Source organism: Corynebacterium sp. HMSC072A02 (assembly GCF_001810085.1).
Classification (GTDB): domain Bacteria; phylum Actinomycetota; class Actinomycetes; order Mycobacteriales; family Mycobacteriaceae; genus Corynebacterium; species Corynebacterium hesseae.
Window position 1 is genome coordinate 22202 of record NZ_KV799860.1, and the last position, 20245, is coordinate 42446.

The following is a 20245-nucleotide window of genomic DNA, read 5'->3' on the forward strand; positions in this document are numbered from 1 at the left end:
TGGTGGCTATCGACGCCCGCCGCAAAGAGGTCTACTGGGCCACCTACGCCGACGGTAAGCGTCTCAGCGGCCCGAACGTGTCGAAGCCGGAGGCCCTGGAACTGGGCGCCGCTGGGGTGTCGGGCGCGGATACCACGCGCCTGGTTTTCCCCGAGTCTATTGCCCCGCGCCTTCCGGAAGGTATCGCCGGCCTTCCCCGCGAGTGGGCTACCCCGCGCGCGGCGGGACTGGTTGCGTGCGCTGATCTTTCTGCCGAGCCCGCGCCGCTCGTCCCGCTGTACCTGCGGCGTCCCGATGCCGTGGAGCCGAAGGCGAAGCCGCGCTCGGCCGCTTTGGTCGGCGGCATCGGGGAAACACCGGCATCATGAGGCTGCGTCCGCTCGTGCTTGAGGACGCACCCCGCTGCGCCGAACTAGAAAAAGTACTCTTCCCCGGTGAAACTCCCTGGCCGGCGCGTGCCTTCGAGCAGGAAATCGCGGCGGGGCACACAACCTACTGGGCGGTTGACGCAAGCGTCAACCGCGATGACCACAACGACAACCGCGTGGGCCATAACGTCAACCGCGTGGGCCATAACGTCAACCGCGGCGAAGCTCTCGGCTACGCCGGCGTGGGGCGGATGGGGCCCGCGGCGTGGCCGGAATACGAGATCCGCACCATCGGCGTCGACCCCGCGGCCCAACGGCGCGGTATCGCGCGGCTGATGATGGACGCCATCGTCGAGCTTGCAGATTCCCACGATGCGCCCATCTTCCTTGAGGTTCGCGTGGGTAACGATCCGGCCATTCGCCTCTATGAGGCTTATGATTTTGTCATCAACGGCCTGCGCCGCAACTACTACCAGCCCTCCGGCGCGGACGCCCACACCATGTACCGACCACGAAAGAGTGAGAGATGTTAATCCTCGGCATCGAGTCCTCCTGCGACGAAACCGGCGTGGGAATCATCGAGCTGTCTGACAACGGCCACATGGAGATCCGCGCCGACGTCGTGGCCTCCTCCATGGAGCAGCACGCGCGCTTCGGCGGCGTGGTGCCGGAGATTGCCTCCCGCGCCCACCTTGAAGCGATGCCGCAGGTGATGAAGGCGGCGCTGGAGGAGGCGGGCGTCGAGAAGCCAGATGCGGTGGCCGCCACCGTGGGGCCGGGACTGGCCGGCGCGCTCCTCGTCGGGGCGTCGGCAGCCAAGGCCTTCGCCTCCGCGTGGGGCGTGCCCTTCTATGGCGTCAACCACCTCGGCGGGCACGTCGCGGTGGCCAACCTGGAGGGCGAGGAGCTGCCGCACTCGGTGGCCCTGCTCGTTTCCGGCGGCCACACCCAGCTGCTCGAGGTCGAAGCCGTGGGCAAACCCATGAAGGAACTGGGCACCACGCTTGACGACGCCGCCGGCGAAGCCTACGACAAAGTCTCCCGCCTGTTGGGGTTGGGGTATCCGGGAGGGCCGGTCATCGATAAGCTGGCCGCCCAAGGCGAGCCCACCATCGATTTGCCGCGTGGTTTGTCCAAGGCCGAGGACCTGCGCGGGCCCAACCGCCACAACTTCTCCTTCTCGGGGCTCAAGACCGCGGTGGCGCGCCACGTGGAAAAGGCCGAGCGCGAGGGCGCGACGGTCCAGGTTGAGGACCTGTGTGCCTCCTTCCAGGAGGCGGTGGCAGATGTGCTGACCGCCAAGGCCGTGCGAGCCTGCCAGGACACTGGCGCCAAGGTACTGCTGCTCGGCGGCGGCGTGGCGGCGAATTCGCGGCTGCGCGCGCTGGCAGCGAAGCGCTGCGAATCCGCGGGCATCGAGCTGCGTGTGCCGCGCTTCAAGCTGTGCACCGATAATGGCGTGATGATCGCGGCAGTGGCCGCCCAACTCATCCACGAAGGCGCCGAACCCTCCGGCCTGGCATGCGGGACCGATACACAGCTTGAGGTGGAAGTGCCGCTCGTGGCTGCTGCGCGCTAGCGGATGCGCAACCCCCGGGGTGCAGGTAGTGTGATGACCGATAATTGCCTCGCTCGCACATAAGGAGCTCACACCGCTATGACCACTGGATTCCTCGTTAACCCCGATCTGTCCCGCCGCACCATCGAGTTTGAGATCGAGCACGCAAATCAATTCCTCGGCGGCACCACCGAGGATCGCGTATCTGTGGCCTTTCAGGATGATGGCCAGACCTACGCGGCGCTGTTTAACCCGAACGCCAAGGCTGAAGGCGCCGACCCGAACCCGGTGGCGTCCCTGGCGCGCAATGCAGCTGCGACCGGCAATTCCGCCTTCTTGCAGGACCCAATCCGTTCCATCTGCGGTCCGGTGATCTTCGTTGCTGCCGACGGCGACGACAAGAACATCGACGAGGTCGCCGAGGCCGTGGAGCACGGCATCCGCGCGGTGAAGAACTACCGCGAGGACAACCCGGAGGAGTACCAGCTGTGGCGCGCGGCTGTGCTGAACTCCCACCGGCAGGTCTAATTCCAGCCCTTGTTTGTAGGGCCTCAGCGCTTTTCTAGCGCTCGGTGTGGCGCAGCCATGCCAATACGGCCTTCACCCGCCGGTTGGAGTCCTCGGGTCGAAACCCGAGCTTTATAAATACATTGGAGACATGCTTGCTTACTGCTCCGGAGGTAAGGACGAGCGTGTCTTCAATGTCTTTATTGCTCAATCCTTGGGCCATAAGCCCCAGTACCTCCCGCTCGCGAGCGGTGAGCCGGGCTAGCCCAGTGTGCCTTGCAGAAAGCAGCGCCGTGACCACCTCTGGGTCCACCACGGTGCCGCCGCGGGCGACATCGTCAAGCGTGCGCACGAATTCTTCAACATCAGAAACGCGCTCCTTGAGTAGGTACCCGAATCCGCCGTGCTCCAGGAGGCGGTCGAGATAGCTCGCCGCTACGTATTGGCTCAGCACCACCACGGGTTGGGTGGGGTCGGCTGCCCGTAGATCGTGCACGGCTTGAAGCCCGTCATCGGTCATCGTGGGCGGCATGCGCACATCGCTGATAATGAGGTCGAAGTCTTCCTGCCCTGCGATGGCGCGCAGTGCTTCGGCATCTGTGACCGTCGTGACGCTATGGCCGAGAGCACCGAGTAGTTGCTCCAGACCCGCGCGCAGGAGCGCGGAATCTTCTGCGAGTAGTAGCTTCATTCCGCCTCCTTCAGCGGTAGTTTGACCAGCAGCTGGCCGCCGCCTTTACCCGTAGCATTGGTGCTATCAGCACCAAAGGTTACTGTGCCGCCGAGTGCAGCAGCACGCTCGCGCAGCCCGGCGAGGCCCGTGCCCGAACCCACAGCTGCACTCTCACCGTCCGGCTCTTCGTCCGTGGGGCCCGTGCCATTATCTACGATTTTTAGGCGCAGCATATCCCTAAAAGCGACCGTTACCACGGCTTCGGTGGCTGCGCCGTGCTTAGAGGCATTTGTGAGCGCCTCGGCGACTGCATGGTAAGCCAGCAATGCTGTGGTCTCGTCAATCGAGCTCTCGGCGCCCTCTACGCGAAGTGTGGTCTCAAGCCCGGAATGGGCAAGTAACTCGTCGAGGGCGGGGATAAGCCCGTCGTCGAAAAGCACCTGCGGCGCAATGCCACGCACTGTCGCCCGCAATGAAGCCAGAGCCAAAGAGGCATTATGTTCTGCGTCAGTCAAGGCCTGTTGTGCCTGGGGCGGGGCTTGTAGTTTTGCCGCGGCCAAGTTGAGCTTGAGCGCGGTGAGGTACTGCTGCGGGCCATCGTGCAGTTCGCGTTCGATGCGGCGGCGCTCGCCGGAGAAGGCATCGATAAGCGTGGCACGCGAGGCCGCCATTTCCTCGGCCGAAGGACTCAATGCCAGTCGGGTCAGCGAGACCGACACTAAGACCAAGAGGCGGTTGAGACCTACCAGTAACACCACAAGCAACAGGGCAGCCAGCCAGCAGGTTAAGAAAATGAGCGGTCGGTTGGAGGTGGACCACTCGCCAACGGAGAACTCGGCCTTAGGTACGAATGGCGTTATCGCTAGCACACCCGCTGTGAAACCCAGGGCCGTCCACGCGGTAAAGCATGCAGCCGAAATCAATAACTGCAACACGAGGTGATAGAACTGCTGCCAATCAAACCATCGATCTGCGCGCCGGGGTGGAATTTCCACGCCCATCCACTGCGCGCCCAACCGGCCGACAAGTTCCGCGGCGCGACCCACCAACGGGATCCACGGCAGCATCAGCACCGAAATCACCAAGGTTGGGATACACAGCATGCCGAGGAGGAGGCTCCACGCACAAGCTTTGAAGGTTCGCATAGTCTTCGACCCTATCCGCCATGCCGGTGGAAGGGCAGTGGAGCTAGCTCCACCATTTTCCGGGCAGCCCGCCCCATGTCATTGTCGTGCGTGGCCGAGTGGAATCAAAGGCATGTTAAAAGCAGAAAACCTTAGTAAGCGCTACGGCCGCCGCACCGTGCTCAATCGCGTCAATGTGTCTATCGCCCCAGGCGAATTCGTTGCCATCATGGGGCCATCGGGAAGCGGCAAAACCACGCTCCTGAACCTGTTATCCGGGCTCGATAAGCCCACTTCCGGCCGAGTCAACGCGCCGGGGCGCAAGCAGCGTGCATTTGTTTTCCAAGGCTACAACCTGCTGGAATCCCTCAACGCGCGACGCAATGCTACCTTGACGGCGCGTTTTTCCGGACGGCGCCCTGCACGCGGCCGGGTGGAAGAGGTCTTCGACTCGCTCGGTCTCGCTGGATTGGAGAGCCGCCTGCCCGCGCAGCTGTCTGGTGGGCAGCAGCAACGCGTGGCTGTCGCCCGGGCATTGCTGGCCCAAGCGCCCTATATCTTCGCTGACGAGCCCACGGGCGCGCTTGACGACGCCACCGCTTCCACCGTCCTTTCCCACCTTCGCGCCGTTGCCCGCGATGGAGCCAGCGTGATCATGGTGACTCACTCGCACCTTGCCGCCGAGGCGGCCGACCGGGTCATTTCCTTGGAGGAGGTGGCCCATGCTGGTGTGGCTTAAGGACTTACAGTCCAATTGGCTATCGTGGCTGGCCGTAGCGCTGACCCTGGTGGTGTCTTCCACCTCGTGCACCCTAGCGCTAGCCATGCTGGTCGCTTCCCCCGGAGCCGAAGAAAACCCCGCCGGCCAACTGGGCGGCACGGTGCTGGGTATGTCACTGTGCGTGGTGGTGCTAGTGACGCTGTCACAGATGCGCCTTATTATCGCCGAGCGCGAACCGGTCTACCGTTCCTGGCGCATGGTGGGCATGCCTGGGTGGGTGATCCTGTTTTTCATTCTGGGCCAAGTCGCGGTGGTCAGCGCGGGCGCCGGGCTGCTCGGCGTGCTGCCGGCCCTCCCTCTGCTTGCCCCGTGCGTGCGCGCCCTGCGCAGCGACGGCATCCCCTTGCCAGACATTGCTATTACTGGCCAGGTCGTAGTCATTGCAGTAGTTGTTTGTATGTCCGCGGCCCTGGTTGGCGCGCTTCCTCCACTGCGCCGCGTGTTCCGGCCGCGGGCCGCCACGCACCCAGCATGGCTCATAGTGAAATTCCTGCTTGCGGTCGCGGCCATCGGCGGTACGGTCTATGGATGCCTACACATCGATGATCCCGGCGACCTCCTCTCGGCCGAGATGGGTTTGGTCATCCTTGTCGCACTCTTTTTGCCCTGGCTTATGCCCGTCCTGGATCAATGGACCCGCGCGGCCGGCATCGCTGGGGCTAATGTGCGCGTGCGCCGAAGCTTTTCCACCCCGCACATCGTGCCGTGGGTGCTCGTCGGCGGCTTTATCGTCGCCGTCGGCTCGGGCCTGCGCTTTGGGAACGACGCAGGCGCCGGAGGCACCCTGTCCTCGTGGCAGGCCTTCCTCGCCCTTTTGGGTCCAGTCTTCGCACCTAGCATCGTGGGCGCCGTGCTTACCTCGCTGCTTATGCACGGGCGCATCGCGGCCGATATTCGTGGCCTCACCTTGGCGGGCGCCGCCCCCTCGGCCTGGGCGCGCGTGCAAGTGGGGGAGGCGGCGTGCCTCACCCTGACTGCGGCCGGCGTGGTCTGGGCGCTGTGTTTGGCGACGCTCCTCCCACTCCACCGCCTCCTTACCCCACAAGAGGCACTCGGTCGGACAATCCTGGAGGAGCTGTGGTGGCCGTCCTTCGCCGTAATATTCGGCGCAATGTTTATTGCCCTGGGCGTCGTCAAGCTGGCGTTGGCCGGCTTTGTACACACCCGAGTCGCGTCGTTCGCGGAGGGCGAACGGGTTAGCGGCCCACAACGTTGAGGGCTAGCAGTCGCGAGGGTAGAGTGCTAGGCAGGTTGTTTTGACCCACAGTTGTTCACCCGCGACGACGGCTGTGCTGGACACCCACAACCGGCACGCGCGCGTCCACGTGGACGCGCACTAGGAACACTTTGGAGGAAATCATCATGGCAAACATTAAGCCGCTGGAGGACAAGGTCCTCGTCCAGATCGTTGAAGCTGAGACCACCACTGCATCCGGCCTGGTTATCCCGGACTCCGCGAAGGAGAAGCCGCAGGAGGCCACCGTCGTCGCTGTCGGCCCGGGCCGCACCAACGACAAGGGCGAGGTCGTCCCGGTTGGCGTCAACGAGGGCGACACCGTCATCTTCTCCAAGTACGGCGGCACCGAGCTGAAGTACGACGGCCAGGAGTACCTCCTGCTGTCCGCTCGTGACCTGCTCGCTGTCATCGAGAAGTAAAAGTAGGCGATTAACCCTATGCCAAAACTGATTGCATTTGACCAGGAGGCCCGCGAGGGCATCCAGCGCGGTGTAGACACGCTTGCCGACGCCGTCAAGGTCACCCTCGGACCGCGTGGCCGCAACGTCGTGCTGTCCAAGGCTTTTGGTGGCCCGACCGTCACCAACGACGGCGTCACCATCGCCCGCGACATTGACCTCGACGATCCTTTTGAGAACCTCGGCGCCCAGCTGGTGAAGTCCGTGGCCGTCAAGACCAACGACATCGCCGGTGACGGTACGACTACCGCCACCTTGCTGGCTCAGGCTCTCGTCTTCGAAGGCCTGCGCAACGTGGCAGCCGGCGCTAACCCCATCGAGCTGAACAAGGGCATCGAAGCGGCGGCTGAGAAGGTCGTCGAGGAGCTCAAGAAGCGCGCTACCCCGGTGAACTCCTCCGCGGAGGTCTCCCAGGTTGCCACCGTTTCCTCCCGCGATGCGGAGGTCGGCGAGATGGTTGCTGGCGCCATGGACAAGGTGGGCAAGGACGGCGTCGTGACCGTCGAGGAGTCCCAGACCATCGAGTCCACCGTGGACGTCACCGAGGGCATTTCCTTCGACAAGGGCTACCTCTCCCCGTACTTCGCGACGGAAGAGGAGACCTACAACGCCGTGCTTGACGACGCCGCAATTCTCCTCGTCCGCAACAAGATCTCCTCCCTGCCGGACTTCCTGCCGCTGCTGGAGAAGATCGCGGAGTCCTCGCGCCCGACCCTCATCATCGCTGAAGACATCGAGGGCGAGCCGCTGCAGGCGCTCGTGGTGAACTCCATCCGCAAGGTCCTCAAGGTCGCCGCCGTGAAGTCCCCGTACTTCGGCGAGCGCCGCAAGGGCTTCATGGATGACTTGGCTGTTGTAACCGGCGCTACCGTCGTCGACCCTGAGGTTGGCATCAACCTCAAGGAGGTCGGCCCGGAGGTGCTGGGTTCTGCCCGCCGCGTCACCGTGTCCAAGGAGGACACCGTGATTGTGGATGGTGCAGGTACCGCTGAGGCTGTCGAGGAGCGCCGCGAGCAGCTGCGCCGCGAGATCGAGCGCACCGATTCCACCTGGGATAAGGAGAAGCTCGAGGAGCGTCTGGCCAAGCTGTCCGGTGGCGTTGCCGTCATCCGCGTTGGCGCCGCTACCGAGACCGAGGTCAACGAGCGCAAGCTGCGCGTCGAGGACGCCATCAACGCCGCCCGCGCGGCCGTTGAAGAGGGCGTCATTGCTGGCGGCGGCTCTGCGCTGGTCCAGATCTCCCAGGAGCTCGAGGCTTTCGCCGAGGGCTTCGAGGGTGAGGCCAAGATTGGTGTGCTGGCCGTGGCCCGCGCGCTGACCCGCCCGGCCTACTGGATCGCTGAGAACGCAGGCCTGGACGGATCCGTTGTGGTCGCCCACGTTGCCGAGAAGGCCAACGGCGAGGGCTTCAACGCCGCCACCCTGGAGTACGGCAACCTGCTGGAGCAGGGCATCATCGACCCGGTGAAGGTCACCCACTCCGCCGTGGTCAACGCCGCCTCCGTGGCCCGCATGGTGCTCACCACCGAGGCTTCCGTTGTAGAGAAGCCCGCCGAGGAAGAGCCGGCACAGGCTGCGCACGCGCACGCGCACGCGCACTAAAACGTGCGTGCGGGAAACGTAGGTTTCCCGCGTGCCGTAAGGAAGGCCCGCTAACCCGCATTTTTGCGGGGCGGCGGGCCTTCGCCGTGTCCGGGGCAGGACCCCGCCCCGTTAGTAGACTGCTGAGCCGTGGAACAAGAATTCATCACCGTCACCGGCGCCCGCGAAAACAACCTCAAGAACGTGGACGTGCGCATCCCTAAGCGCAAGCTCACTGTCTTCACGGGTGTGTCTGGTTCCGGCAAGACCTCGCTGGTCTTCGATACCGTTGCGGCTGAATCGCAGCGGCTCATCAACGAAACCTATCCCGGCTTCGTGCAGGGCTTCATGCAAGCCCCACCCCGCCCCGACGTGGACTGCTTGGAAGGGCTCACCGCAGCCATCGTCGTGGGTCAGGAGCCCATGGCGGCTTCCGCGCGCTCGACATTCGGTACCGCCACCGACATCACCGGCCACCTCCGCGTGCTCTTCTCCCGCCTAGCCGAGCCCCGCGCCGGCGGCCCCGCGGCCTATTCCTTCAACGTGCCCTCCGCCTCCGGGCAGGGCGCCATCGAGGTCAATGGCGTCAAAGAGGTGCGTCGCTTCGAGCGCACCGGCGGCATGTGCCCGAGGTGTGAGGGAAGGGGGGAAGTGGGGGACGTCGACAAGCGCCAGCTCGTTGATGAAACTCTGACACTGAACGATGGCGCCATCATGTACCCCGGCATGAAGGTGGGCTCGTGGATGTGGCGCGCCTACGCCGAGTCCGGGCTGTACCCAGCCGACGTGCCGGTCAAGGAGTTCACCGAGGAACAGAAGCGGGACCTCTATGAGACCGAGACTAAGGTCAAGGTCGGCGGCATCAACATGAGCTACATGGGGCTGGTCACGCGTCTGAAAACCAACGTGCTGAGCAAGCCCGTGGAGTCCCTGCAAAAGCACATGCGGTCCTTTGTCGAGCGCGCGGTGGTCTTCATCGACTGCCCGGAGTGCCACAGCACGCGCTTGGCGCAGCACGCGCGCGAGTCCTACCTCAACGGCGTCTCCATCGCGGATGTCTGCGCCATGGAGCTTGCCGACGCCTCCGCATGGCTCCGCACCATCAACTCACCGCTTGCCGTGGCCCCGCTGCGTGGGTTGGAGGCCGCCCTGGATTTGGGGCTGGGCTACCTGACTCTGGCGCGCCCGACGGGAACGCTGAGCGGTGGCGAGGCGCAGCGCACGCGCATGGTGCGGCACATCGGGTCGGCGCTCACGGACGTCACCTATGTCTTTGATGAGCCCACCGCCGGGCTGCATCCGCATGACGTCACGCGGATGAATGAGCTTCTCCTGCAGCTGCGCGATAAGGGCAACACGGTGCTCGTGGTGGAGCACAACCCGGCGACGATGGCGATTGCGGATTGCGTCGTCGAGCTTGGCCCCGGCGCCGGAGTGGCGGGCGGCGAAATCCTTTCCGTCGGTGCCGCACCGTCCGTCAGCGGGAAGGTGGCGTTGAAGGATGAGGTGCGCGAGCCCACCGGCGCGCTGGAGATCCGCGGGGCGCGCCATAACAATCTCAAGGACGTCGACGTGGATATTCCATTGGGCGTGCTCACGGTCATTTCGGGCGTTGCGGGATCCGGAAAGTCATCGCTGATGGAATGCCTGCCGGACGACAACCGCATCCTCGTTGTCGACCAGTCTTCGTTGTCTGGTTCGCGGCGCTCCAACCCGGCCACCTACACCGGTGCGATGGACGCGCTGCGCAAGGCCTTCGCCAAGGCCAACGATGGGGCCACGCCGGGAATGTTCTCTTTCAACTCGGAGGGCGCGTGCCCGGCCTGTTCCGGCGCTGGCGTGGTGACCGTGGAGTTTGGTGCGATGGACAGCGCGGATGTGCCCTGTGAGGTCTGCGAGGGCCGCCGCTTTGCTGCCGACGTTTTGGGCTACGAGCTGGCGGGCAAGAACATCGCGGAGGTACTCGCGCTTCCCACGGTTGAGGCCGTGGAGTTTTGCCGCGAGGCCAAAGTTACTGCTGCGAAGCGCGTGTGCGAGCAGCTCGTTGCCGTGGGGCTGGGCTACCTGACGCTGGGGCAGCCGCTCTCGACGCTCTCTGGCGGCGAGCGCCAGCGGCTGAAGCTGGCGGTGCGGCTGTGTGACCGGAAGGCGACTGCGGATATCATCGTGCTCGATGAGCCGACGGTGGGCCTGCATCAGAAAGATATCGACACCTTGCTGCGCCTCTTTGACACGCTTGTCGACGACCACCTCACCCTCATCTGCGTCGAACACCACCGCGCCGTCCTGGCGCACGCCGATCACATCATTGCTCTCGGTCCCGGTGCGGGCTCAGCCGGCGGCGAGGTTGTGGCGGCCTGCTCGCCGCGCGAGTTCCTCGACAAGGACACGCTGACCGCCCGCTACCTGGCGCAGGAGCTGTAAAAACTGGCGTCTTTCACCCGCTGCCCCTTGCCCGTGCTGGCTGTTGGATATCAGTGCAGGTGGGGGAGGGGCGTGATGCTACTTAAAGAAACTTCGCAAAAGGCCCGCTGCGCGACGGCCCACGGTGGGCTCGTCCAGTGGGGAGAGCAGCCTTGTCGCGTCCAGCCAATAGAGGTGGTGGTTTGCCGTCCGACCCCAAGGCTGGGAGCTGGCAGAAGCGGACTAGGCGCCGACGGTCGCGTGGGTGCGACGCGAGCGAAGGGCAACAACGCGCTCCGACTCGCTCATGCCGCCCCACACGCCGTAGGGCTCGCCGGAGGTAAGAGCGTGTTCGCGGCACATCTCGATGACCGGGCAGGTGCTGCAAATAGCCTTGGCGCGGTTCTCGCGCTGGGCGCGGGCGCGTCCGCGCTCGCCGTCCGGGTGATAGAACACGTCAGAGTTTTCCCCACGGCATGCGCCATGAAGCTGCCAATCCCAAAAGTCCGTATTCGGCCCGGGGAGCAGGAAGGACTGAGACACGTTCGATTCTCCTTTGCCAAAGATAGAGTGCCCAGGCGTGGGGCGCGTTGCGGGCACGCCCCTGTGAACGCCGAGGCGAAGTGAGACGAGATTGAAGTGTGTCCCCCTTGGGTAAACAGCGCGTTACGCAATGCTGACATGCAGGTATAACTGGCTGAAACTCCTCAACTGGAGCCCCTGTGACCTGCGCTTAAGGCTAAGATGAACGGTGTATGAACTTTTTTGAGTGGGGTCAAAGCTGGGGATGAGACCCGTCGTTTTGGGGTTTCGTCAAAAGGTTATGCCATGATGTTCATACAGAATATGAAGTAATGCATTAAGCAGAAGAGCAAAAGCAGAACGGCAAGGATGGCAGTGGCTACTCAGGCTACAGACGCGGGCGGCTCCTCAACGGCGGCGAAGCGCGACAGCGATAAGGAATTAGCGGACCTCGTTCCGCTGGCCGTCGACGGTAGCCGCCGCGCCCTCCAGCGCATCATGCGGATCATTCACCCGCAGGTCCTGCGCTATTGCCGCGCGCGCATCGGCGGCCACCGCCAGCCCACGGCGGAGGACGTGGCGCAGGAGATCTGTTTGGCGGTGGCGACGTCTATTGGCACGTACAAAGATAAAGGTCGTCCGTTTATGGCCTACGTCTATGGCATTGCTGCTCACAAGGTAACCGATGCCCACCGCGCCCTGAGCCGCGACCACACTCACCCCACGGAAGACCTTCCGGAGGATGTTGCTCAGGACGCTACCCCCGAAGAATCCGCCCTTGCCGTGGACGGTAGTAACAGAGTGCGGGCCATGCTCGATACGTTAAGTGACAAGGCCCGGGACATTATCATCTTGCGTGTGTTCGTGGGGCTGTCGGCAGAGGAGACCGCGGAAATTGTGGAGTCCACCCCTGGCGCAGTCCGCGTGGCGCAGCATCGTGCACTCGCGCAATTGCGCAAATCCCTCGATTCGCACGAGACGCAGTGAACCAACAATGTGAACCAGCAGAGTGAACCAGTAATTGGGCTAGCCCAGAGCTAGCAGTGAGCCATCGGCACTTGGCACCGACAAACTAATAATTCTCTAGTAAGGAAGGGAGGTCATCATGGCAAAGAAGGACGAGCCTCAGCAGGGTGTCGCTGAGCAGCTGCAGCCCTTGGTTGATGATGATGCATTCCTCACCACTCTCTCCGAAGGAACAGATCCCTCCGATGGCGGTGATGAACTGGCGGGGCTTCTGCTGGAGCTGCGCGGGGACGTCGAAAAGCAGATGCCTCCGACCCCTCTCATTGAGGGCGCGGAGGAAGAGCCGGAGATCATTTCCCTCGGCGCGGCACGCCGCCGTCGAAGCAAGCCTTTCATGCACGGACTCATCGGGGCGGCCGCAGCTACGCTGCTCATCGCAGGTACCGGCGCTGTGGTCGTCAACGCCGGCCCGGGATCTCCGCTTTACGGAGTGAACCAGTCGCTCTTCGGCGCGGACGAGCACGATGTGTCCGTAGTGGAGCTTGCCGGAACGCTCGATGAGATGGAGAAGCGTTCCGCCCAAGGCGACATGGATGGCACCCGCCAGTTGCTTGAAGAAGCCCGGAAGATGGTGGACCAGGCTAAGCGGGAACGTGAGGCAGAGGCCCCTCGTACCACGAAGCAGCAGCCCAGCGCCACGGTGACGCAGACGCAGACCGTGGAGAAGCCTGCCCCGGTGGAGGAGCAGCAGCCGCCGGAGCCGGAAACCGTAACGCAGACAGAGACTGCGGTTTCCACCGTCGTGGTGACCCGCACGGTTTCGGCGGGCAACCCGCTGAGCCCACCGGAGCAGAACCAGCCGGAGCCAGGTCAGCAGGGCGGCGATCAGGCAACGCCTCCGCAAGGCGACAACTCCGACGGAGCTTCGGATGGCGCCACGGATAATGGCCAGCTCCCGCCGGCGCAATTCCAGCAATAAAACCACAAAGAACCTCTTCCCCCGCAACAGGAGGGAAGAGGTTCTTTCCGTTTAACGCGCGGTAGTTCTACCGCGCTGACCGCAGCTAGTAGCGCGAGTCCATGCCGTCGAGATAACCCACCGCATAATCCCAAGGGACGTAGCGCATCGGGTCCGGCTCCGCGCCCGGCTCGTGCACGGGGGCGAGCTGGCCTGCCAGCGTGGCCTGCATGTTGGAGGCCATGATGTCCCACTCGTAGAAGTGGTTCTCCTCGCAGTCCTCGCAGAAAAAGAAGATGCCATCGATGCCGCGCGGGCTGAGAACGCGCGCAAACTCTTGGACCATGGCCAGATCATGGATGACGGCGAGGCGGTCCTCCTCGGACAGCGGCTCGACGTGATCATCCTCCTCGAGGAAGGAGGCTGGGTCGTTGGGGTCGTCCGCGAAAGGATCGCGGGGCATGTTGGCGAAAAAGTTCACGCCTGCGAGCCTATTGACTCCGTGCGCGCATGGCAATTCCCTATAGATACCTATTCCTCTACCCACGGCTACCACTACGGGGCGTCCACGCACTACAGTGAGGGCTACCGCATAAAACTATCTGGTCAGTTTAGGAGAGCCCCACCCTCATGAGCCACGTCCACACCGGCGGAGACAACCCCGACAAGATTGCACTCTACGGCCTTACCTTTGATGATGTCCTGCTGCTTCCGGCAGAATCCAACGTCGTTCCCTCCGAGGTGGATACCTCGGCGCAGTTTACGCGCAACATTCGCCTCGGCGTGCCCCTGGCTTCCGCCGCGATGGACACCGTGACCGAGGCCCGCATGGCCATCGGCATGGCGCGCCAGGGCGGCATCGGCGTCCTGCACCGCAACCTGTCAGTTGAGGATCAGGCCCAGCAGGTAGAGATTGTCAAGCGCTCCGAATCCGGCATGGTGACCGACCCGGTCACGGCTTCCCCGGACATGACCATCGATGAAGTCGATACGCTGTGCGCGCGGTTCCGGATTTCGGGCCTGCCGGTCGTCGATAAGCAGGGCACCCTCGTGGGTATCTGCACCAACCGTGACATGCGCTTCGAGCCGGATTTCTCCCGCAAGGTCTCGGAGATTATGACGCCCATGCCGCTCGTCGTGGCCAAGGAGGGCGTCAGCAAGGAGGAGGCGCTGGAGCTGCTGTCCGCCAACAAGGTGGAGAAGCTGCCCATCGTCAACGATGAGAACAAGCTCGTCGGCCTCATCACCGTCAAGGACTTTGTCAAGACTGAGCAGTTCCCCAACGCCTCCAAGGATGCTTCCGGGCGCCTGCTCGTGGCGGCGGGCATCGGTACCGGTGAGGAGTCCTACCAGCGCGCAGGCCAGCTTGTCGACGCCGGCGTGGACGTCCTCGTCGTCGACTCCGCCCACGCCCACAACAATCGCGTGCTCGAGATGGTCTCCCGCGTGCAGAAGGACTTCGGCGACCGCGTTGACGTCGTCGGCGGCAACCTGGCCACTCGTGCTGCGGCGCGCGACATGATTGAGGCTGGTGCCGACGCCATCAAGGTTGGCATTGGCCCGGGCTCCATCTGCACCACGCGCGTGGTGGCGGGCGTGGGTGCCCCGCAGATCACCGCCATCATGGAGGCCGCCGCGGTGGCCGGCCCGGCGGGCGTTCCGGTTATTGGTGACGGCGGTATGCAGTACTCCGGTGACATTGCCAAGGCGCTGGCCGCCGGTGCGGATGCCGTCATGCTGGGCTCCATGCTGGCTGGCACTACGGAATCGCCGGGCGACATCGTGGTGGTCCAGGGCAAGCAGTACAAGCGCTACCGCGGCATGGGCTCCATGGGCGCCATGCAGGGCCGCGGTCTGACAGGGGAGAAGCGCTCCTACTCCAAGGACCGTTACTTCCAGGCTGACGTCAAGAGCGAGGACAAGCTGGTGCCAGAAGGCGTGGAGGGCCGCGTGCCATTCCGCGGTGACATCGATGCCATCGTGCACCAGATTGTCGGCGGCCTGCGCGCCTCCATGGGTTATACCGGCTCCGCAACCCTGGCCGAGCTCAAGACCAAGCAGTTTGTCCAGATCACCGCTGCGGGCCTCAAGGAGTCTCACCCGCACCACCTTCAGCAGATCGTCGAAGCTCCGAACTACCGCTAAGGACTAATCATGCGCGATTACGTAGAAATCGGCGTGGGCCGTGAGGCTCGCCGCACCTATGACTTGAACCAGATCTCCCTGGTGCCGACTCGCCGCACCCGTTCCTCCAAGGACGTCGACACCTCGTGGCACATCGATGCCTATACCTTCGAGGTCCCGTTTGTCTCGGCGCCGACCGATGCGCTGGCCACCCCCGAGTTTGTTATCGAGATGGGCAAGCAGGGCGGCCTGGGCGTTATCAACGCGGAAGGCCTGTGGGGCCGCCACGAGGATTTGGAGGGCGCGATTGCCCGCGTGACGGAGAACTTCGGTGACCTGTCGACGCTGCAGGAGCTGCACGCAGCGCCCCTGAACGAGGAGTTGCTGGCCGAGCGCATCGCGCAGGTGCGCGATTCCGGCGTGACCGTGGCCGTGCGTGTCTCCCCGCAGCACGCCCGCGAGCTGGCGCCCGTGGTTATTAAGGCCGGCGCGGAGTTGCTGTTTATCCACGGCACTTTGATCTCCGCCGAGCACGTGCAGACCGGTGGCGAGCCGCTCAACTTGAAGGAGTTCATCGGTTCGCTGGATACCCCGGTGATTGCCGGCGGCGTGGCGGATTACACCACTGCGCTGCACCTCATGCGCGCGGGCGCGGCTGGCATCATCGTCGGCTCCGGTGTGAACACCAACCCGGAGACCGTCGGCATTGATATCCCCATGGCGACGACCATCGCGGATGTTGCGGCCGCACGCCGCGATTACCTGGATGAGACTGGGGGCCGCTACGTGCACGTGCTTGCCGACGGCGACATCTTCACCTCCGCAGACATCGCCAAGGCCATTGCTTGTGGTGCCGATGGCGTCGTTCTGGGACCGGTCCTGGCCCGTGCGGCGGAGGCAGGCGGCAAGGGCTGGTACTGGCCGTCCACGGCCGGCCACCCGCGTTTCCCACGCGGCATCATCGAGCCGGTTGGCGTGGCTGGCGCCCTCCTCGGCACCGACGCTTCCGGCGTTGACGCTTCTGGCACCGCCGAGGACGCTTCAGCGACCTCCCTCGAAGTCGTGCTCCACGGCCCGTCCAACGAGCCGCTGGGTGAGCTCAACCTGGTCGGCGGCCTCAAGCGCGCCATGGCAAAGTGCGGCTACACGGACCTGAAGTCCTTCCAGAAGGTAGGCTTGGCCGTGCGCTAGCCCGCCCGTTGTAACGCTGCTCCGCTCAACAAAGCTCGGGGCGGAGTTTATGTCACCGCTCCAGTGGCCATGGCGCTGGCCTCAGTGGCCGTAGCGTTAGAGTCGCTGGCGCGCGGTTTCGGGCGGCCACGGCAGCCGGGGCTTCTTTAGACGGCGTGGGCGCAGCGCTACCTTGCGGAATACCACGCGCCCGCGCGCCGGCACCATGGTTTGCAACACCGAGGCCACCACAACCAGGCCGATAGCCGCCAGCTTAAGCTGGGAGGCATTCTGGGAGAGCAGGAGCCAGCCAAAGAGTGCGGCGAAGACAGGTTCCAGGGCGATGAGGATGGAAAAGACGTTGGGGGCGAGCCTGCGCAGCGCAATGAACTCCAACGAATAGGGGATGAGCGAGGCCAGCACGCCCGTGCCTAGGGCGAGCATTAGGAGGTTTGGGTCGCTGGCCAAAGCCACCGCGCCGCGCCCGCCGACGGGCAGGAGCACGAGGCCACCGATGAGGAAGGCCACGGCCAAACCATCCTGCCCGCTAAAGAGAGCGCCCGCCTTCTTGCTGGCCAAGATATAGGCGGCCCACATCGCACCCGCGCACAGCAAGAAGAAAACTCCACGCAGGTCGAGGGGGTCTCCGTTGAAGGAGTCCAACCCCAGCAGGCCCATGCCGATGAGGGCGAGGGCGACGCAGGTGGCGTCGCGAAGCGAGCGGGAGAGGCACGCCGCCAGCAGTAGCGGGCCGAGAAACTCGATGGTGACTGCCGGGCCCAGCGCGACGAGCTCGATGCCGGCATAGAAAAAACCATTCATCAGGCCCAGCGTGAGGCCGAAAATGGTGGCGGAGATCCACTTCTCGCGGCTCCACTCGCGCACGCGCGGGCGCGCGATGAAGAGCAGAATCACAGCGGCGAAGAGCAAGCGTAGCGAGGCGGTGCCCCAGGGGCCTCCAATGGGGAAAATCTGGATGGCGAGGCTGGCTCCGAGCTGGAGGGAAATACACGAGCCGATGACGCATAGAACGGCAAACGGATTGGTCATGCAGACCATTGTGGGGTGGGAAGAACTGTTAGTCTATCTACAGTTTTTAACACGTACCCGTTAGGGATTCTGCCATGTTGGACCTGCACCGCCTCCGCATTCTCTACGAGCTGCACCGCCTCGGCACCGTCACTGCGGTGGCGGAATCGCTGCGCTATACGCACTCGGCCATCTCCCAGCAGTTGGCGCAGTGTGAGAAGGACGTCGGCGTGGCGCTCTATGAAAAGGTCGGCCGGCGCGTGCGTTTGACGGAACAGGGAGAAATCCTGGCCTCCTACGCGGAGCGAATGCTCGCGTTGGCGGATGAGGCGGAGTCGCAGGTCATTGCGTCAACCAACGCGGTGCGGGGCACGATTAAGGTCACGACCTTTCAAACCATCATGTCCTCGCTGGTCCCGCGGGCGCTGACGGAGTTGGCCAGGGAGTACCCGGACCTGCGCGTGCAGATCATTCAGCGTGAAGCCGATGGCGCGATGGAGCTGCTGGCGCGCCGGGAGGTGGACCTCATCTTGGGTGAGGAGTACGAGTCGGACATGCCCGCCACGGATGAGCACACCCACCGGGAGCTGCTTCTCGACGACCCCCTCCGCCTCATCACCCCACTCACCGGGCCCTGGAGCGAGTTGCGCTTAGAGGATTTTGCAGCGCATGACGAGGAAATCCCCTTTGCCATGGACCCGGAGGAGTTTTTATTGGGGCGGTTCGTCCACCGGCTGTGCCGCAGGCATGGCTTTAACCCCAGCGTGCTCTATGAAACCCCGGACCCCTTTCTACATGCGCACCTGGTGCGCACCGGACACGCGGTGGCGGTGATCTCGGACCTTTTCCTCGACGAAATTGAGGGCGTGCGCGTGGTTTCCTTGCCTGGTAATCCCACCCGCACGCTCTACACCGCGGTGCGCGCCGGGCGCGAGGGACACCCCGCCTTGCGGGCGTTTCGGGCCGCGTTGAGCAAGGCGGCTGCCACCGCTAAAGATTTTGGGCCACTCCCTGCGGTCTAGGGTGTGGGTTCTTGCGTTAAACTGATGACCGTGACTAACCCAAATACAACCCCGCGTCCTGTCCTCGTGGTGGATTTTGGCGCCCAGTACGCGCAGCTCATCGCCCGGCGCGTGCGTGAGGCCAACATCTACTCCGAGGTTGTCCCCAATTCCGCCTCCGTGGAGGACATCAAGGCCAAGAACCCGGCCGCGCTGATCCTCTCCGGTGGCCCGTCCTCCGTATACGCGGACGGCGCCCCCGCACTGAAGCCGGAGCTGCTCGAGCTCGGCATCCCGGTCTTTGGTATCTGCTACGGCTTCCAGTCCATGACCCAAGCCCTGGGCGGCACCGTGGCCTCCACGGGTGCCCGCGAGTACGGCCGCACGGACATGACCGTGTCTGGCGGTGTGCTCCACAAGGGCCTCGAGGATACGCACAAGGTGTGGATGTCCCACGGCGATTCGGTTTCTGAAGCCCCGGAGGGCTTTGAAGTCACCGCCTCTTCCGAGGGCGCTCCCGTGGCCGCCTTCGAGTGCCTGTCCAAGAAGATGGCCGGCGTGCAGTACCACCCGGAAGTTCTTCACTCGCCGCACGGCCAAGAGGTGCTCACGCGCTTCCTGACGGAGGTAGCAGGCCTGGAGCAGAACTGGACTGCTGAGAACATTGCGGAGCGCCTCATTGAGGATGTGCGCGAGCAGATTGGTGAGGACGGCCATGCCATTTGCGCCCTGTCCGGTGGCGTGGATTCCGCCGTGGCCGCGGCCCTGGTGCAGCGCGCTATTGGTGACCGTTTGACCTGTGTCTTCGTCGACCACGGCCTGCTGCGCGCGGGCGAGCGTGAGCAGGTGGAGAAGGATTTCGTGGCGTCGACTGGCGCGAAGCTCATCACCGCTGATGAGCGCGAGGCTTTCCTTTCCAAGCTGGCTGGTGTGACCGAGCCGGAGGCTAAGCGTAAGGCCATCGGTGCGGAGTTCATCCGCTCCTTTGAGCGCGTCGTCGACCAAGCCCTGGACGGCCAGGATGCCGCGTTCCTGGTGCAGGGCACGCTTTACCCGGACGTGGTGGAGTCCGGCGGCGGTGATGGTACCGCGAACATTAAGTCCCACCACAACGTGGGCGGCCTGCCTGACGACGTCGAGTTCGAGCTCGTCGAGCCGCTGCGCCTGCTCTTCAAGGACGAGGTCCGTGCGGTTGGCCGCGAACTGGGCCTGCCGGAAGAAATCGTGGCACGCCAGCCGTTCCCGGGCCCGGGCCTGGGCATCCGCATTATTGGTGAGGTCACCGAGGAGCGCCTGGAGACCCTGCGCCAGGCAGACCTCATCGCGCGTACTGAGCTGACCAACGCTGGCCTGGATGGCGAGATTTGGCAGTGCCCGGTGGTGCTGCTTGCCGACGTCCGCTCGGTCGGCGTCCAAGGCGATGGCCGCACCTACGGACACCCGATCGTCCTGCGCCCGGTATCCTCCGAAGACGCCATGACTGCGGACTGGACCCGCCTGCCGTACGACGTGTTGGAGAAGATTTCCACCCGCATCACCAACGAGGTCAAGGAAGTTAACCGAGTAGTGCTCGACGTGACGTCGAAGCCGCCGGGAACCATTGAGTGGGAGTAAAGCGAAGCAAACTCCCAGACGCTGCGTAGCGCGGCCGTGCCTTGAATTAACAGGGCGCGGCTGCGCTCCCGTTTTCGGCCCCTGGTACCAAGCCCGCGTGGCTTGTCGTTGGCACCGTCTTTGTCGCCACAAGCTCCGACCGAGGCGCGGAGTAGAGCGTTTGTGTTGCCT

Annotated in this window: 19 protein-coding genes and 1 pseudogene; 15 read left to right on the plus strand and 5 right to left on the minus strand. The window is 64.1% G+C overall.

Going from position 1 to position 20245, the window contains the following annotated elements; genetic code table 11:
* The 4 genes and pseudogenes from HMPREF2698_RS08690 to HMPREF2698_RS08705 all read left to right on the plus strand — a co-directional run.
* Positions 1-368 (plus strand): annotated as a pseudogene (locus tag HMPREF2698_RS08690) (tRNA (adenosine(37)-N6)-threonylcarbamoyltransferase complex dimerization subunit type 1 TsaB); the annotation flags it as partial.
* Positions 365-901 carry a GNAT family N-acetyltransferase gene (locus HMPREF2698_RS08695; RefSeq protein ID WP_070563763.1) on the plus strand — a complete coding sequence of 179 codons (537 nt, stop codon included), beginning with the start codon at positions 365-367 and terminating at the stop codon, positions 899-901. The pseudogene HMPREF2698_RS08690 and the gene HMPREF2698_RS08695, both read left to right, overlap by 4 nt.
* Positions 895-1947, plus strand: a complete 1053-nt coding sequence (gene tsaD, locus HMPREF2698_RS08700) for a tRNA (adenosine(37)-N6)-threonylcarbamoyltransferase complex transferase subunit TsaD (RefSeq protein ID WP_070563766.1) — start codon at positions 895-897, stop codon at positions 1945-1947. Before HMPREF2698_RS08695 ends, tsaD begins: the two co-directional genes overlap by 7 nt.
* Before the next feature lie 78 nt (positions 1948-2025).
* Positions 2026-2454: a hypothetical protein gene (locus HMPREF2698_RS08705; protein ID WP_070563768.1), complete on the plus strand. Its 429-nt coding sequence runs from the start codon at positions 2026-2028 to the stop codon at positions 2452-2454.
* Positions 2455-2488: 34 nt separating this feature from the next.
* On the opposite strand, the gene HMPREF2698_RS08710 is transcribed toward HMPREF2698_RS08705, so the two are convergent.
* Together HMPREF2698_RS08710 and HMPREF2698_RS08715 are read right to left on the minus strand one after the other, a co-directional pair.
* Complete coding sequence (locus HMPREF2698_RS08710; RefSeq protein WP_070563770.1) at positions 2489-3124, minus strand: response regulator; 636 nt, start codon at positions 3122-3124, stop codon at positions 2489-2491.
* Entirely contained in the window at positions 3121-4251 is a 1131-nt protein-coding gene (locus HMPREF2698_RS08715; protein ID WP_070563773.1) for a sensor histidine kinase, read from the minus strand. The genes HMPREF2698_RS08710 and HMPREF2698_RS08715 overlap by 4 nt, the downstream gene beginning before the upstream one ends.
* Positions 4252-4363: 112 nt before the next feature.
* Here HMPREF2698_RS08715 and HMPREF2698_RS08720 point away from each other — a divergent pair, with 112 nt between their 5' ends.
* From HMPREF2698_RS08720 to HMPREF2698_RS08740, 5 genes are all read left to right on the plus strand, one after another.
* Positions 4364-4969 (plus strand): ABC transporter ATP-binding protein, encoded by a 606-nt coding sequence (locus HMPREF2698_RS08720; RefSeq protein ID WP_070563776.1) that lies wholly within the window; start codon positions 4364-4366, stop codon positions 4967-4969.
* Complete coding sequence (locus tag HMPREF2698_RS08725; RefSeq protein WP_070563779.1) at positions 4953-6227, plus strand: FtsX-like permease family protein; 1275 nt, start codon at positions 4953-4955, stop codon at positions 6225-6227. Before HMPREF2698_RS08720 ends, HMPREF2698_RS08725 begins: the two co-directional genes overlap by 17 nt.
* Positions 6228-6367: 140 nt before the next feature.
* The gene (gene groES / locus HMPREF2698_RS08730; protein WP_167595557.1) at positions 6368-6667 is read left to right on the plus strand and encodes a co-chaperone GroES; all 300 of its coding nucleotides are present in this window, start codon (positions 6368-6370) and stop codon (positions 6665-6667) included.
* Between the two features lie 18 nt (positions 6668-6685).
* Positions 6686-8308 (plus strand): chaperonin GroEL, encoded by a 1623-nt coding sequence (groL, locus tag HMPREF2698_RS08735; protein WP_070521544.1) that lies wholly within the window; start codon positions 6686-6688, stop codon positions 8306-8308.
* 129 nt (positions 8309-8437) lie between these two features.
* Positions 8438-10711 carry an excinuclease ABC subunit UvrA gene (locus tag HMPREF2698_RS08740; RefSeq protein WP_070563782.1) on the plus strand — a complete coding sequence of 758 codons (2274 nt, stop codon included), beginning with the start codon at positions 8438-8440 and terminating at the stop codon, positions 10709-10711.
* Positions 10712-10933: 222 nt separating this feature from the next.
* Here HMPREF2698_RS08740 and HMPREF2698_RS08745 read toward each other — a convergent pair whose 3' ends face one another.
* On the minus strand, positions 10934-11233 hold the full coding sequence (locus tag HMPREF2698_RS08745; protein WP_070563785.1) for a WhiB family transcriptional regulator: 300 nt from the start codon (positions 11231-11233) through the stop codon (positions 10934-10936).
* Between the two features lie 348 nt (positions 11234-11581).
* Between HMPREF2698_RS08745 and HMPREF2698_RS08750 the strand changes: the two genes are divergently transcribed.
* Positions 11582-12199 carry a sigma-70 family RNA polymerase sigma factor gene (locus HMPREF2698_RS08750; RefSeq protein WP_070563788.1) on the plus strand — a complete coding sequence of 206 codons (618 nt, stop codon included), beginning with the start codon at positions 11582-11584 and terminating at the stop codon, positions 12197-12199.
* Between the two features lie 118 nt (positions 12200-12317).
* Positions 12318-13157, plus strand: coding sequence for a hypothetical protein (locus HMPREF2698_RS08755; RefSeq protein ID WP_070563791.1), 840 nt, complete (start codon positions 12318-12320; stop codon positions 13155-13157).
* An 85-nt stretch (positions 13158-13242) separates the two neighbouring features.
* Here the strand turns inward: HMPREF2698_RS08755 and HMPREF2698_RS08760 are convergent, their stop codons facing one another.
* Entirely contained in the window at positions 13243-13617 is a 375-nt protein-coding gene (locus tag HMPREF2698_RS08760; protein WP_070521533.1) for a DUF5319 domain-containing protein, read from the minus strand.
* Positions 13618-13766: 149 nt separating this feature from the next.
* On the opposite strand from HMPREF2698_RS08760, the gene guaB reads away from it, so the two are divergent.
* Entirely contained in the window at positions 13767-15281 is a 1515-nt protein-coding gene (gene guaB, locus HMPREF2698_RS08765; RefSeq protein ID WP_070530747.1) for an IMP dehydrogenase, read from the plus strand.
* A 9-nt stretch (positions 15282-15290) separates the two neighbouring features.
* Positions 15291-16451: a GuaB3 family IMP dehydrogenase-related protein gene (locus HMPREF2698_RS08770; protein WP_070563794.1), complete on the plus strand. Its 1161-nt coding sequence runs from the start codon at positions 15291-15293 to the stop codon at positions 16449-16451.
* Positions 16452-16547: 96 nt separating this feature from the next.
* On the opposite strand, the gene HMPREF2698_RS08775 is transcribed toward HMPREF2698_RS08770, so the two are convergent.
* Entirely contained in the window at positions 16548-17480 is a 933-nt protein-coding gene (locus HMPREF2698_RS08775; RefSeq protein ID WP_246819456.1) for an EamA family transporter, read from the minus strand.
* Positions 17481-17554: 74 nt separating this feature from the next.
* Here HMPREF2698_RS08775 and HMPREF2698_RS08780 point away from each other — a divergent pair, with 74 nt between their 5' ends.
* Positions 17555-18481: a LysR family transcriptional regulator gene (locus HMPREF2698_RS08780; protein ID WP_070521519.1), complete on the plus strand. Its 927-nt coding sequence runs from the start codon at positions 17555-17557 to the stop codon at positions 18479-18481.
* A gap of 24 nt (positions 18482-18505) precedes the next feature.
* Entirely contained in the window at positions 18506-20074 is a 1569-nt protein-coding gene (gene guaA / locus HMPREF2698_RS08785; RefSeq protein ID WP_070521516.1) for a glutamine-hydrolyzing GMP synthase, read from the plus strand.
* Positions 20075-20245 lie beyond the last annotated feature (171 nt).

Bases quoted from the DNA above. Each gene is read 5' to 3' on its own strand.
- guaA (WP_070521516.1), top strand. From the start codon at position 18,506: ATGACCGTGACTAACCCAAATACAACCCCGCGTCCTGTCCTCGTGGTG.
- HMPREF2698_RS08780 (WP_070521519.1), top strand. From the start codon at position 17,555: ATGTTGGACCTGCACCGCCTCCGCATTCTCTACGAGCTGCACCGCCTC.
- HMPREF2698_RS08695 (WP_070563763.1), top strand. From the start codon at position 365: ATGAGGCTGCGTCCGCTCGTGCTTGAGGACGCACCCCGCTGCGCCGAA.
- HMPREF2698_RS08725 (WP_070563779.1), top strand. From the start codon at position 4,953: ATGCTGGTGTGGCTTAAGGACTTACAGTCCAATTGGCTATCGTGGCTG.
- HMPREF2698_RS08715 (WP_070563773.1), bottom strand. From the start codon at position 4,251: ATGCGAACCTTCAAAGCTTGTGCGTGGAGCCTCCTCCTCGGCATGCTG.
- HMPREF2698_RS08710 (WP_070563770.1), bottom strand. From the start codon at position 3,124: ATGAAGCTACTACTCGCAGAAGATTCCGCGCTCCTGCGCGCGGGTCTG.
- HMPREF2698_RS08770 (WP_070563794.1), top strand. From the start codon at position 15,291: ATGCGCGATTACGTAGAAATCGGCGTGGGCCGTGAGGCTCGCCGCACC.
- HMPREF2698_RS08750 (WP_070563788.1), top strand. From the start codon at position 11,582: ATGGCAGTGGCTACTCAGGCTACAGACGCGGGCGGCTCCTCAACGGCG.
- tsaD (WP_070563766.1), top strand. From the start codon at position 895: ATGTTAATCCTCGGCATCGAGTCCTCCTGCGACGAAACCGGCGTGGGA.
- HMPREF2698_RS08720 (WP_070563776.1), top strand. From the start codon at position 4,364: ATGTTAAAAGCAGAAAACCTTAGTAAGCGCTACGGCCGCCGCACCGTG.
- guaB (WP_070530747.1), top strand. From the start codon at position 13,767: ATGAGCCACGTCCACACCGGCGGAGACAACCCCGACAAGATTGCACTC.
- HMPREF2698_RS08775 (WP_246819456.1), bottom strand. From the start codon at position 17,480: ATGACCAATCCGTTTGCCGTTCTATGCGTCATCGGCTCGTGTATTTCC.
- HMPREF2698_RS08755 (WP_070563791.1), top strand. From the start codon at position 12,318: ATGGCAAAGAAGGACGAGCCTCAGCAGGGTGTCGCTGAGCAGCTGCAG.
- groL (WP_070521544.1), top strand. From the start codon at position 6,686: ATGCCAAAACTGATTGCATTTGACCAGGAGGCCCGCGAGGGCATCCAG.
- HMPREF2698_RS08705 (WP_070563768.1), top strand. From the start codon at position 2,026: ATGACCACTGGATTCCTCGTTAACCCCGATCTGTCCCGCCGCACCATC.